Below are 12,682 nucleotides of genomic sequence, written 5' to 3' on the forward strand. Positions count from 1 at the left end.
GAACGGCAGGGGTGATCCAAGAGGGGATTGCTGTTGATCCCCTTTTGGCCCGTGCAGGGTGGAACCTTGCGATGTTAGTCTGGTGTGGGTGAAGCGCCACGACGTTAGTGGCCGCAGGCCATATTAATCCAATCCCTACTCCCCTATTCTACCGATTATCTGCCGTTGGCTTTTTCAGCAATTTGCGCTGCAAGGTTCTGCGGTGCATGCCGAGTTGACGGGCGGTTTCTGATACGTTGCCATTGTTGTTGGCAAGGACTTGTTGAATGTGTTCCCATTCGACCCGTTTGGGGTTAAGGGGTAGTTCTTCAATATCATCGTAAGTCGTTGTAGTGTCTGGTGTGACTAATAATGCATTTAATAAGGTTTGGGTGTCGACGGGTTTGGCGAGGTAATTGTCTGCGCCGAGGCGGATGGCTTCTACTGCAGTCGCGATGCTGGCAAAGCCAGTGAGCAATACCATGTGGACGTTGGGTAATAATTGTCTTAATGGTTTAATTAACGACAAACCATTATGTTCAGCCAGTTTCATGTCTAACACGATATGCGTTGGCACAAATTGCCTGGCCATTAATAAACTGTCGCTGGCGTGATGGCAGGTTTTACACTCAAAGCCATATTTGCCAAGGCGGCGAGCTAAAATGGCGGCTAGGGCTAAATCGTCTTCTATAATCAATAGCTTGTTCATGATGTTCTCAATTCAGCTTGTATTTATTTCAACGTCTATTTATTTCAACATCTATTTATTTCAACGTCTGTTTACTTCGACTCGCGTCTATTCGTTTAAAATAGCTTCAACTCGTTTTTTATACGCTTAACGGCAACGTCACGATGGCTTCGGTGCCACATTCTGGGTGAGGTTTAAGGTATAACTTACCGCCTAAACGCTCAAAGCTGGTGTGACTTAATAATACCGCAATGCCCATGCCTTTGGGACTTTTCACCATGTTACTGCCTAAAGTTTGCAATACATGAGTCGCAATGCCGACACCGTAATCACGTATAGTCATAGTCAGCTGATTGGGTTGTGACAAACCAATATTGATATCTACGCGAGTCTGGTGTTGATTATCTTCACTGGCTTGAATGCCATTTTGAATTAACGCCATTAATGCGGGTAACAAGCTCATGTCGGTCAACACGATACGTGACTCAACTTGTGGTGCTATGGATATATTCAGTTGCGCTTCTGGCATCAATAAACTTATCTGCTCGGTTAAAGTTGCCACTAACTCATCGACCCGCTGTTGTGCTAGTTTTTGCTCCCGTATCGATTCGGTCGCTAAACGTAAGTCAACTAAGGTGACTTCGCAGCGATTCAGTGCTTGCTGCATTTCGCTGATCAATTCCAGTTGTTCTGCATCATGATGGGTATCGACTAACTCATCGGTGAGTAAACGCAATGTGGCTAACGGCGTTGCCAGTTGGTGGGCCATTTGCGCTGATGCGGTGCCTAAGGCCAATATTTTTTCCTGGCGTAACTGCGCTTCTCGTAAATAACGTAGCTCGGCATTTTTTTGCCTAATGCGTTTAGCAATAAAGCCTACGGTAACGGTTAACACCAACGCTGAAATCACAAAATTAAACCACATGCCTAAATAGTGCGAGCCCATGTCCATACTGTGGCTTGCAGGCATAGCTTGATTTGCGGCCATTGCCTGGTTTGCTTGCATAACGTGGTCAATTGGCATTTGGCTCATGTCATGGTCCATTACCGAACCACTATTTTGTTCGGTAATATCAACAATCATCAAAGTATAAAATATCGTCGATACGATGGTTAAGCACCACGGTGCCCATCTGGGTAAGGTAATCGCTGAAATAGCAATCGGTAATAACAGCAATGAAACAAAGGCATTGGTTGCTCCACCGGTAAAATATAACCAGGTAGCCCAAAACAAGGTGTCTAACAATAAGGTTAAAAACAACAAACCATTGTTGTTCATGCTGAGTCGATGAAATCGGTAGCTAAAGCCGACATAACAAGCTTCAAATATGAGCACGTAAGACAAGGTTACTGGAGGCGTGGTTAAGCCAAATAAGTCGGTAGCAAACAGAATAAGGCCGATTTTAAGGCCCCAATTGACTAATCGCAGTAAGGCTAATTGTTGCTGACTTGCATTAAAAGGCAGACTCGCATTTGTCATACTATTATTTATCCTAATTTTTATGATGCATTAAGCTAAAGAACCCGCTTTCAAATGTTAGAGCCTTACAACACGGCAATTGTGGAGCATTTTATCAAAAATTTACCCTTGCAGTGCCAATATTAACGATATTAATTCAGCGAAGCAGACTCACTTTTTTAGTCAAAAATAAAGTTAACAAGTAACAAAAACGCCTCGCCTGGCGTTAAATATGTAGATACAATGCATATCGATTCAAATAACGAAATCAACCAACTGCATTATAACCCCTCTGACAGGGTTATTAACGCATTTGGACGTTGGCTATGTTTGCATTCATAGGTCATTTTTTCGAAATGTAACCTTTTTAAATATCTAATAATAAAACGATAAAACCAAGGAAGTTGTTCAATGATTAACGACATTATATCGCTCGTCAACAATGTGCTATGGGGCGAGTACCAAGTACTCATTTATATATTGGTATTTGCCGGTGTGTGGTTTTCATTGAAGTTAAGATTTATTCAACTTCGCCATTTTGGTTATATGTTTAAAGTAATGAAAGGCAGTACTCAAGGTGACAAATCGGGCATTAGCTCGTATCAAGCCTTGTGTACCGGTCTTTCTGCCCGTGTCGGTACTGGTAATTTAGCCGGTGTCGCCATGGCAATATCACTCGGTGGTAGCGGTGCGGTATTTTGGATGTGGGTTATCGCGCTACTGGGTATGGCGACCGGATTTGCCGAAAGCATTTTAGGTCAGCTATATAAAGTGCGCGACGATCATAAAGAATACCGCGGAGGACCCGCCTATTATATCCGCGCAGGACTGAATAAACCTTGGTTAGCGGTATTATTCGCATTATGTTTATTCCTGGGTTACGGCATTAGTTTCAGTGCCATGCAAGCCAACACCATCACCGACGCACTCAACCACACCTTCGAAATTTCACCCGTTTATTCTGGAGCGGTCATTACTTTAATTGCTGGCATCATTGTTATGGGAGGCCTTCGCAGCATTGCTCGTTTTGCCGAGTTCGTGGTGCCTTTTATGGGCTTAGCATTTATTTTGGCAGCGGTAACCGTCACCATTATTAATATCCAGCAAGTACCTGGGGTATTGATGGATATTATTAACTCTGCTTTTGGGTTAAATGAAGCAGCAGCTGGTGCGCTCGGTGCTGCGATTAAAAATGGTATTCAACGCGGGTTATATTCTAACGAAGCTGGCGCAGGCAGTGTGCCACATGCGGCAGCGGGCGCCACTCCGGTGCCCAATCACCCGGTTGCGCAAGGTTACGTACAAATGCTTGGGGTGTTTATTGACACTATGGTGTTGTGTAGCTGTACCGCCATTGTGATTTTATTGGCCCAAGGCAATATTGGCAGTGAAATGGAAGGTATTAGGATCACTCAAAACGCCATGACCTACCATATGGGCATAAGCGGCGATATGTTTGTTGCCATCATTATTACGCTATTCTCTTTTACGTCTGTAGTAGCAAACTACGCCTACGCCGAAAGTAACTTGCATCTGTTTAAACTCGACAACATCTATGGTCGCACCATTTACACACTATTGTATTTAGGCATGGTGTATTGGGGAGCGAATGCCTCATTAAAAGAAGTGTGGAACATGGCCGACATGGCACTAGGTTTAATGACGGTAGTGAACATCAGCGCCATAATGCTGTTAACCCCGACCATCGTAAATTTAACTCGCGATTATCAAGTTAAACTTAAAACCACTAACAAGCCTGAGTTCAAACTGGCCGATGTAGAAATACAAGGTAAAACCGAAAAAGGGGTTTGGTCTTAGCCTTTATTCAGCGCATTTTTACAATGGATTTAACTTTGAGTGTAAATTGAGCACTTAGTTTTGAAAGCGGAATTGAATACATTAGTTCAATTCCGCTTTATCGTTAATAACGGCTCATTATAGCCGTACTAATATAACGCCAATATCAAAATGCCACCATTACATCATTACTAGTACAACGCTAATGTCACAACACCAATATCACAACACCACTCATGCTTATCCACTGCATTTACCCGTCAATTTTGTAATTCAAATAACCTCTCGTGAATGCAGTTTTGTTGTTTAATCGACATTATTTGCTCAATTAGGAATCGTTCATATCAAATCCATAATTAAGCATAATCAGCAACAATGGCCATTATGGTTAAAAAATTGCCAAAAGATACTGGCCTTATCTCATAGGGTTAACGTAAAATAGCCAACTAACCAAAGAGGATGTAATGGCTAATATTTCTAAATTTGATCGCGATGACGTACTTGAAAGAGCAAAAAATCTGTTTTGGCAGAAAGGTTTTTTGGCCACATCAACGCGAGAAATTCAAACAACTATGGACATGCGACCAGGCAGTATTTATGCCGCATTTGGTAGTAAAGCTGATTTATATCAAGCGACACTTATTCGTTATGCTCAAACGGGCGAACGTAATTTAAATAATATGTTAGAACAACATGATCGTGCATGGGTTGGATTAACACATTATCTACGTGGGCTGATTAAACCATGCTGTGAAGGTTCACCCAGTGAATTGTGCATGTTAGTAAGGACGTTATCTGAATTAGATGAATCTCATCTAGATACATTAAACGTTGCCCGTGAGCAGCTCAACAAATTTGAACAACGATTTGCCAGTATTATTGACCAAGCCAAACTTGAAGGCGACTTACCTGCCCATTTAGACAGTCAACTCACGGCGAAGAAAATTCAAATCAACATTATTGGTTTGCGATCTTATTTAAAAGCAACCAATGACGTTGACACAGTGAGACAACAGCAAGAAGAATTTTTTAAACAACTTGCTACTGCTTAAACACAAAAAAGCGCCTTATTGAGGCGCTTTTTTAATTCACGTTTTAACTCACATTTTACTTAATGCCAGAATATCATGCTAACTATCGACTTCATGAGTAGATCGTCGCATCTCAAATTCAAATTCAAATAATAACAGCACTAACCATCGCAAATTGTATCAACACGGTTCAGTATCGTACAGATTACTTACGTGTCGCTCTTAACATCCACGCCGTTTTCTCGTGTATCCGCATACGGTCAGACACTAAGGCTACCGTTGACTCATCATCAGCAGCTTGTGCTAACTTAAGCACTTGTCGCGATGTTTTAACAACTTGCTCATGGCCTAGGGTAAGTAAGTCAACCATATCAGTAGAACTCGGCACACCTTCTACTTCTTTAATAGAACTCAGGCGCGCAAACTCTTTATACGTTCCCGGTGCGGCCACATCCAAGGTACGAATACGTTCGGCAATATCATCGACCGCTGTCGCAAGTTCAGTGTAATGTTCTTCAAACATTAAGTGTAATTCGCGAAAATGTACCCCGGTAACATTCCAATGGAAATTATGGGTTTGCAAATAAAGCGTGTAAGAGTCAGCCAATAAACTTTTTAAGCCTTCGGCAACTTTTAGTCGGTCATCTTTTTTTATACCAATATCGATGTCAGTCATTTTATTCCTCGTAAAGTAGAATTAATTAGTCATAACATTACAGCATTTGTATAAATGGTGATTACAAGCCAGCAAGATTAACAATAAACACCTCTACTATTAACATGTTGCTTACATTGTATCTCAGCGAATATTTATCGTCGTTTTATTAAACCAATAAAAACACTCGCCGTTAAAACAAATTTACACCACTAATAAAACGGGTCTCAATTCAAATAAAGTGCATTTAGTAAAGCAAATTACTTAATTGAATGTCTACATAAATTAACGTCATAAACTCGCGTAAAATAAATCATTTCGAGTCAATCAATCGTGTTTTCGCTAACTCATCGTTAATGCTAGTGAGTATTTATACTAACATTACCACTTAATGGATCAACCGCTGGCCATTAAACTCTGTTAATAATTTCAGATTAATCTGCTTAACGGACATTGAAGCGGAGCTCATATGGCTGCTTTACGCGGAAACAACACAAAATACATATATATCACCACCACAAGATTAATTAGCAACACAATCACACTGAGCAGGCTAAAGTGGCTCATCATTTCGTAAAGCTCAAAAGGTAAATAGATTGCGCCACTAAAAAGTGCAAACCATTGAGTCCAACGCATGTTATGCCATAAACCATAGGCTTCAATGAAGCGCACCAAAGTATATGCCGCAGCTCCTAATGCTAATAACGTCAGACTTGATTGCGATACCGATCCTATCGCTGCAATAAAAATACTCGGGTAATGACTTGCAGGGTTTAGGTGTAAATGTGTCACCCATTGTGTTGCCAACACCGACAAATTTGCACCAGCATACGCATGTAAGCCTATTGCAACCAATAAAGCCAATACGCCTTTACTTGCTTCTAGCATCGCTATAGCTCGTATCCCTTTATCTGAAGGTATCATCTCTCGCGTTTCCAGTTTAAACAGATTGACCTATCTTAACGGCTGTTAATAACCACGCCTATGAATATTTTATCGATAAAAAAAAGCACTTCGGTTGAAGTGCTTAGTCAGCGAATGTCATCCAGTTTATGGTAGAGAATAACGTAAAATACGTTTAACCACTTGGCTATATTGACGTAAAAAAGGCCCTGTATGATAAGCAATCCCATGGCGGGCAAATATTGCCACCACTTGTGGCGCCACTTGCTGGTAGCGTGACGATGGTAAGTCTGGGAACAAATGATGTTCTATTTGAAAACTCAAGTGACCAGTAAATATATGAAACAATTTGCCACCGAGAATGTTTGACGACCCTAACGCCTGACGATAATACCATTGACCTTGAGTTTCATTTTCACACTCTGCTTGGCTAAAGGTATGTACATCGGTGGTAAAATGGCCACAAAAGATAATGGTAGACGTCCATAGATTGCGAATTAGATTAGCCATTAAGTTACCACATATCACCCACAAAAATAGTGGACCGGCCAGCAGAGGAAATAGCAGGTAATCTTTGATTAGTTGCTTACCACCTTTACTAAAAAAGCGACGTTTGAGCTCACTAGCATCAACTTTTGATGATCGGTCTTGTTTCTTTTTACCCATAAAAACACGTTCTGCAGCGAGTTCATGGTAAGACACACCCCATTGAAATAGCATACTTAAATTAACGTAAGTAATAAATTGCCATAGGTTTTTAACCCGCCACGAAAAATCATTCGACAAACGCAGCAAACCATAACCAAAATCACGGTCCTTACCTATTACATTGGTGTAAGTGTGGTGTTCGTAATTATGGATCCGTTGCCAACTTTTACCATCACAGGCGATGTCCCAATCAAACTGACGCGAGTTAATATGAGGATCGTTCATCCAATCATATTGCCCATGCAGCACATTATGACCAATTTCCATATTGTCGAGAATTTTGGCGCTCGCTAAGCTCAACACCCCCACAATCCAGCATAGTGGATGGATAAACCCGAGCATCAATAACACACGACCGCCCCACTCTAAAGCGCGTTGCCACACAATCACTTTACGAATGTAAGCAGCATCAGTGGCACCAACCTCGCTTAAAGTTTGGCGCTTTAAGTCATCTAACTCGTTAGCTAACAACTCAAAATTAATATTTTTATTCATCGATTTATAATTCCAACTCAAGTGGCGTCACTGCCTGAGAAATGCATAATTGGATCAATTGTTCACCTTGTTGCGATAGCTCACCGGTGCGTAAATTTCTAACCACGCCCGTTTTTTTCACACACTGGCATTGGTGACACACACCAATACGGCAGCCAAAATTGGCAGTTATTCCCTGTAGTTCTAAACCATTTAGCAAAGTATCGTTCGTTGCTAATATAAGTTGGGTTTGTTTGCCTCGCTGCGTTAACTGAATATGCTGGTGGCCGTTATCTGTTTGGGGCAATACCGGTGCTTGAAAGTACTCGGCTTGACGGTGTTGTGGCGGGTGATTAATGGCATCTAATTGGCAGTCAACATCTTGCTTAAACTTGCCGGGACCGCAGATCAACACTTGGCTCGCTGCTGGGCACTCCTGTAATGCAGCAGCTAAACTGTCGCCATTTTTACGCACCAACATTTTCACAGAGAGCTGAGGGATCTGTTGCGCTAAAGCAGTAAGTTCATCAACATATAAGTGCTCGCCGGCTTTAGCAAAATAGATGAGCTGAATAGGGCTTAATGATTGCAATACTGATCGTTCTATAGACAATGTCAATTGATGCAACATAGCCATAAACGGAGTAATACCGCTGCCTGCAGCAACAAACCATAATGGGGTTTCAGGCAGGTCAACAACACTCTCACCTAGCACAAAATCACCTTGCGGCGCGCTTAAGTTAACATAACAACCAGCAGTGATATGCCGACTTAACCCTGAGGTAAAAGCGCCATTCGCGTTATGTTTAATGGTTAAGCGAATAACCCGTGTTTTGGGGTATTGAACATGATGTTGTTCGGGCGACGACGAAATAGAGAAAGGCCGCGTCATTAACCGTCCATTTAGCTCAACCGTTAATAACACATGTTGGCCAGCTTTGGCTTGCGGCCAAGATTTTTGCGGGGCTAACTCAAGCTGTAATACATCATCGCGAAGCGGTTTAACTGACAAAACCTGGGCACGAAACCAGTGGGCTCGCCACGCAGGCTTAACACGTTGGATAAGCGGTTCGAAATAACTGCCTAATGATTCAGTATGAAATAAGGTTTTAGCAGTGACTTTGTTAAGTCGGGTCAATAAATTCATTTATAGCGTACACGTGTTAGCTCAATCTCAGCGCACGATTGTATGCTGAAATAACATCGAGGCGCAAGTGGCTGTTGACGCTATTTAACACATTATTAAAAAGGCGATTGAATGAGGCTTCAAATGACAACCCATTTCTAATAATAGAGATTATGACGATAAATAGTGGATATTGAGATGTTATCGAAATAGCAAATATAACGATTAAACACTCATGGGATAGCTTAACGGCGTGAGGTTTTAATTAAGCTTAACGGTTTTTGGCATCGAAATGACACTGGTGACATCGGTTTAATCGCCAGGACCAGATGATCTTTCAAGGTTGTTTTTGCAGCGAATTGTTGGTTATGACTTAAATAAAAGCTACAAGGCAGAGGCTTTGTAGCTCTTATTTGCATTAAAAGCCGATAACACAGTAGAAATGACCAACAAACGCTGTCCGAAGGGTTCGGCTAAAAAATCTTACTCTTTGTTGAGCTTAAAAGTGAACGCGAATAAGACCAATAACCAACGGAACCACAAACATAAATGATATGGTAATCAGGCCACCAAAGTCATTTAGCGCTGGTATATCGCCAATATTGCTAACGATATGCCATATAACACGCTTAAAAGAGTGCCGATGTGTTGTGGTGATTTTGTTGTCATATGATTAATGATTACTTTTGCTCTTGACCAAAGAGTCGTTCTACTTGTTTGTGCTCGTCTTCAGTTAACGAACTGTAATCTCTTGGGTATGACCAACCATAACCCCAGCGAAATTGGGTGGGTAAATATGGCGAGCCACCCACTCTTACACCGGCTAACATTAATAAAGCAATTTGCGGTTGGCCCACATTGGTAACACAGGCACGTAATGCTTTATCTGATGCGAGGCGTTCATCAAATGTGCCGCCCTTCCAATAGTCATAATCATGTTTTTGGCAACACGCTAACCATAATTCGCTTTGTTCAAACGTGCCATCTGGAAATGCGCTGCAACCATCACTAGTAAACGGTGCGAGTGTATCCGCTGCGACAGGATTAATTAACATCAATGCACTGGCGATAACGATGGCAGCATAATTTAGGCGGTAATTTTTCACTTTTTGCATCCAGCTTATCATTATTCAACTATCATGATGCCACAGCAACCATGACACTAATAGAAAACAAACGTTGCGTCGTGGTTAAATCCTCTGTTACATCAATGGTTAACTAATAATGAATCTAGACGAAAAGCCACACTAATAAACCATATTAATGTACCAAATGAGCAAACCATTTTTGGTACGGTTGATACACGTCGTAAAGCCAATTAAAGACTGCGGTATACACTAAAATAAAGCCTAAAACCCCAGCGTCTAATATTAAGGTGTCAATCAGACTTAATGCCAAATACCATGACACTAACGGAATCGTCACCAATAACATACCGCCTTCAAACCCCAACGCATGCACAATTCTAATGCCAATTTTACGCTCAACTCTATTTGGGCCGATTAACTTATCAAACTGCAGGTTGTAAACATAATTCCAAAGCATTGCAAATAGCGTCAACCCTATGCTGACAAGTAACATATCTAATGGATTTTTTTCAATTAATAATGCACTTGCAGGGACAATAATGGCCATGGCAACGAGCTCAAAAGACACGGCGTGAAACACTCTTTCTCTTCTTTGCATGTTTATCTCTATTTAATGGTGACGTTTTCGCTATTTTCATCCAATATAAAGATACATTAAAGTTAGTAAGTATCGGTAAAAACGATATGTATAGTATTGAACAGCTTGAAGCGTTTGTGCTGACAGTTAACACTGGGTCTTTTTCATCGGCGGCTAGAAGCCTTAATAAAGCCCAGTCGGTTGTCAGTCAGCATGTGATAAACCTTGAAATAGACTGCAATAGCGAGCTATTTGATCGCAGCGGACGTTACCCACAATTGACACCAGCAGGGAAAAAACTACTGCCCCATGCTCAAGTATTACTGAGCCAGCATCAACGCCTGCGTGATTGTGCCCAAAGCCTAGACCAACAAGCAGTGTCAGAGCTAACGATTGGTTTAGATGAAGGCATCCCGCTGCAAAAACTGTCCAATATTATTAATGAGCTCGAAACTCAATTTCCAACTATCACGCTTGAGTTTTTAACTGCATCAAGTATTGATATTATCGATATGATTGACACAGATCGGGCTGTGACCGGGATTATTTTCAGTGAGTTAACGATTCCGAATCACATTGATTTTGAATCAATCGGGTCAATTAAGTTTGATATGTATGTGGCAAGTTCTCACCCTTTAGCACAACAGGTGTGTGATAATTTAGCCAATTTAAAATTGCACCGCCAACTGTTGATCCGTTCGCGAAATACTAAATCCAGTAGCTTTCAGTCAGCCATGAGCCCAGATGCTTGGTACGCCGACAATTACTATATTTTGCTAGAACTGGCATTGCAGGGCCATGGTTGGTGTTTACTGCCCAATCATATTGCCAATAACTATGTTAATAGCGGTCAACTAGTTTTGTTACCGTCTGAATTTAAAGAGATTGGCTGGCAAGCGAATGTTGATGTTATACAGCACAATCGTTACAGTCACGAACCGGTATTTAAACAACTCAGGCATTCATTACGCCAATTATTGTCGTATTCAGCATGTTGATGAAACACTTTTAAAAATTGTTATTTGAATCCACAATAACCTCATAGTTAATGACATTAAACGAGAAACCTAATATGCAACAGCATCAAAAACCTCTGTTTATTTCACACGGCTCTCCTATGATGGCTGTTGAAAACAGCAAAACATCTCGATTTTTACAACAATTAGGCCAGCAGCGGCCTGCACCTAGAGCTATTGTGGTGTTTTCTGCCCACCTCGATGTCGCTGACGATGTGGTGATAACCGCCGGGGCGCAACCTGAAACCGTTCATGATTTCTATCGTTTTCCTGATGAACTGTATCAAATTCACTACCCTGCGCCAGGAGAGCCTGTACTGGCTCAGCAAATTTCCAACACATTTACTAACGCTGGCATCAAGGTGAATTTAGACCCAACACATGGCTGGGATCATGGTGTGTGGATCCCATTGAGATTAATGTATCCACAAGCAAACATTCCTATCGTACAAATATCCATTAACACCCGTGTTAGCGCTGAAAAAAATTATCAATATGGACAATTACTTGCGTCGTTAAAACACGATAATATTCTCATCTTAGGTTCGGGTGGAATAAGCCATAATTTAGGTGAAATATTTCGTCAGCCTAAAACACCAAATGGCGTTGATATGATGAATCAATTCACCAAATGGGTTGAAGAAAAGCTAGCAAATAATGATACCCAATCGTTATTAAACTACTTACAGCTCGCACCATTTGCTAAGTTTAATCATCCGACTCAGGAACATTTTTTACCGCTTATTGCTGTTTTAGGGGCGAGCGAAGCAAGTGTTGCTAAAAAAATACATCAAGACGTTGAGTATGAATTGTTAGCACTCGATGCTTATTCATTTAATTAAACACGATGTGTTAAGTAATAGGGATAGAGTAAAATATTTAAGCTCATGTATTAGTAGAATTAATCATAAATTTTGAATAAAAAACGCGCAGTTACATGCCGATAATTCAAACACAATGGACGTCGTTGGTAATTCATCATAAACTGCGTTTATGTTTATATTTCATTGTCGTTACATTTATAAGCACTCGCTAAGTATTTTTTTGGTAAAATATTGATCTTCATTAAGTTATCACGCTTATATTGCAGCACTACATACGCTATATTATTAAAAATGTCGTACTATAGCAGTACTATAGCAGTACTATAGCAGTACTATAGCAGTACTATAGCAGTACTA

12 protein-coding genes are annotated in these 12,682 nt (G+C 41.0%); 4 read left to right on the forward strand and 8 right to left on the reverse strand.

Annotated elements, in window-relative coordinates; translation table 11 throughout:
- Nucleotides 1-148 precede the first annotated feature (148 nt).
- The gene (locus tag AAEY98_RS17835) at nt 149-688 is read right to left on the reverse strand and encodes a response regulator transcription factor (RefSeq protein ID WP_351018556.1); all 540 of its coding nucleotides are present in this window, start codon (nt 686-688) and stop codon (nt 149-151) included.
- 118 nt (nt 689-806) lie between these two features.
- Complete coding sequence (locus AAEY98_RS17840; protein WP_351018559.1) at nt 807-2,147, reverse strand: sensor histidine kinase; 1,341 nt, start codon at nt 2,145-2,147, stop codon at nt 807-809.
- Nucleotides 2,148-2,537: 390 nt separating this feature from the next.
- Between AAEY98_RS17840 and AAEY98_RS17845 the strand changes: the two genes are divergently transcribed.
- Nucleotides 2,538-3,944: an alanine/glycine:cation symporter family protein gene (locus AAEY98_RS17845; RefSeq protein ID WP_351018562.1), complete on the forward strand. Its 1,407-nt coding sequence runs from the start codon at nt 2,538-2,540 to the stop codon at nt 3,942-3,944.
- Between the two features lie 443 nt (nt 3,945-4,387).
- Entirely contained in the window at nt 4,388-4,975 is a 588-nt protein-coding gene (locus AAEY98_RS17850; protein ID WP_351008991.1) for a TetR/AcrR family transcriptional regulator, read from the forward strand.
- Between the two features lie 184 nt (nt 4,976-5,159).
- On the opposite strand, the gene AAEY98_RS17855 is transcribed toward AAEY98_RS17850, so the two are convergent.
- From AAEY98_RS17855 to AAEY98_RS17880, 6 genes are all read right to left on the reverse strand, one after another.
- Entirely contained in the window at nt 5,160-5,630 is a 471-nt protein-coding gene (locus AAEY98_RS17855; RefSeq protein ID WP_101088438.1) for a Dps family protein, read from the reverse strand.
- Nucleotides 5,631-6,074: 444 nt separating this feature from the next.
- Nucleotides 6,075-6,533 carry a DUF2127 domain-containing protein gene (locus AAEY98_RS17860; RefSeq protein ID WP_351018565.1) on the reverse strand — a complete coding sequence of 153 codons (459 nt, stop codon included), beginning with the start codon at nt 6,531-6,533 and terminating at the stop codon, nt 6,075-6,077.
- A 126-nt stretch (nt 6,534-6,659) separates the two neighbouring features.
- A complete protein-coding gene (locus AAEY98_RS17865; RefSeq protein WP_351018568.1) occupies nt 6,660-7,715 on the reverse strand; it encodes a fatty acid desaturase family protein in 1,056 nt (351 codons plus the stop codon).
- A 4-nt stretch (nt 7,716-7,719) separates the two neighbouring features.
- Nucleotides 7,720-8,841, reverse strand: a complete 1,122-nt coding sequence (locus AAEY98_RS17870) for a flavin reductase family protein (RefSeq protein ID WP_351018571.1) — start codon at nt 8,839-8,841, stop codon at nt 7,720-7,722.
- 659 nt (nt 8,842-9,500) lie between these two features.
- Nucleotides 9,501-9,935: a hypothetical protein gene (locus AAEY98_RS17875; RefSeq protein ID WP_502959654.1), complete on the reverse strand. Its 435-nt coding sequence runs from the start codon at nt 9,933-9,935 to the stop codon at nt 9,501-9,503.
- A 145-nt stretch (nt 9,936-10,080) separates the two neighbouring features.
- Nucleotides 10,081-10,506 (reverse strand): PACE efflux transporter, encoded by a 426-nt coding sequence (locus tag AAEY98_RS17880; protein WP_351018574.1) that lies wholly within the window; start codon nt 10,504-10,506, stop codon nt 10,081-10,083.
- A gap of 86 nt (nt 10,507-10,592) precedes the next feature.
- Between AAEY98_RS17880 and AAEY98_RS17885 the strand changes: the two genes are divergently transcribed.
- A complete protein-coding gene (locus AAEY98_RS17885; protein WP_351008988.1) occupies nt 10,593-11,483 on the forward strand; it encodes a LysR family transcriptional regulator in 891 nt (296 codons plus the stop codon).
- Nucleotides 11,484-11,557: 74 nt separating this feature from the next.
- Entirely contained in the window at nt 11,558-12,343 is a 786-nt protein-coding gene (locus tag AAEY98_RS17890) for a DODA-type extradiol aromatic ring-opening family dioxygenase (RefSeq protein WP_351018577.1), read from the forward strand.
- Nucleotides 12,344-12,682 lie beyond the last annotated feature (339 nt).

This window comes from Shewanella sp. AC91-MNA-CIBAN-0169, from assembly GCF_040310165.1.
Lineage (GTDB): Bacteria > Pseudomonadota > Gammaproteobacteria > Enterobacterales > Shewanellaceae > Shewanella.

What these genes read in the sequence shown, in the direction of transcription:
- AAEY98_RS17835 (WP_351018556.1), bottom strand. Translation starts at nt 688, where the DNA reads ATGAACAAGCTATTGATTATAGAAGACGATTTAGCCCTAGCCGCCATT.
- AAEY98_RS17840 (WP_351018559.1), bottom strand. Translation starts at nt 2,147, where the DNA reads ATGACAAATGCGAGTCTGCCTTTTAATGCAAGTCAGCAACAATTAGCC.
- AAEY98_RS17845 (WP_351018562.1), top strand. Translation starts at nt 2,538, where the DNA reads ATGATTAACGACATTATATCGCTCGTCAACAATGTGCTATGGGGCGAG.
- AAEY98_RS17850 (WP_351008991.1), top strand. Translation starts at nt 4,388, where the DNA reads ATGGCTAATATTTCTAAATTTGATCGCGATGACGTACTTGAAAGAGCA.
- AAEY98_RS17855 (WP_101088438.1), bottom strand. Translation starts at nt 5,630, where the DNA reads ATGACTGACATCGATATTGGTATAAAAAAAGATGACCGACTAAAAGTT.
- AAEY98_RS17860 (WP_351018565.1), bottom strand. Translation starts at nt 6,533, where the DNA reads ATGATACCTTCAGATAAAGGGATACGAGCTATAGCGATGCTAGAAGCA.
- AAEY98_RS17865 (WP_351018568.1), bottom strand. Translation starts at nt 7,715, where the DNA reads ATGAATAAAAATATTAATTTTGAGTTGTTAGCTAACGAGTTAGATGAC.
- AAEY98_RS17870 (WP_351018571.1), bottom strand. Translation starts at nt 8,841, where the DNA reads ATGAATTTATTGACCCGACTTAACAAAGTCACTGCTAAAACCTTATTT.
- AAEY98_RS17875 (WP_502959654.1), bottom strand. Translation starts at nt 9,935, where the DNA reads ATGCAAAAAGTGAAAAATTACCGCCTAAATTATGCTGCCATCGTTATC.
- AAEY98_RS17880 (WP_351018574.1), bottom strand. Translation starts at nt 10,506, where the DNA reads ATGCAAAGAAGAGAAAGAGTGTTTCACGCCGTGTCTTTTGAGCTCGTT.
- AAEY98_RS17885 (WP_351008988.1), top strand. Translation starts at nt 10,593, where the DNA reads ATGTATAGTATTGAACAGCTTGAAGCGTTTGTGCTGACAGTTAACACT.
- AAEY98_RS17890 (WP_351018577.1), top strand. Translation starts at nt 11,558, where the DNA reads ATGCAACAGCATCAAAAACCTCTGTTTATTTCACACGGCTCTCCTATG.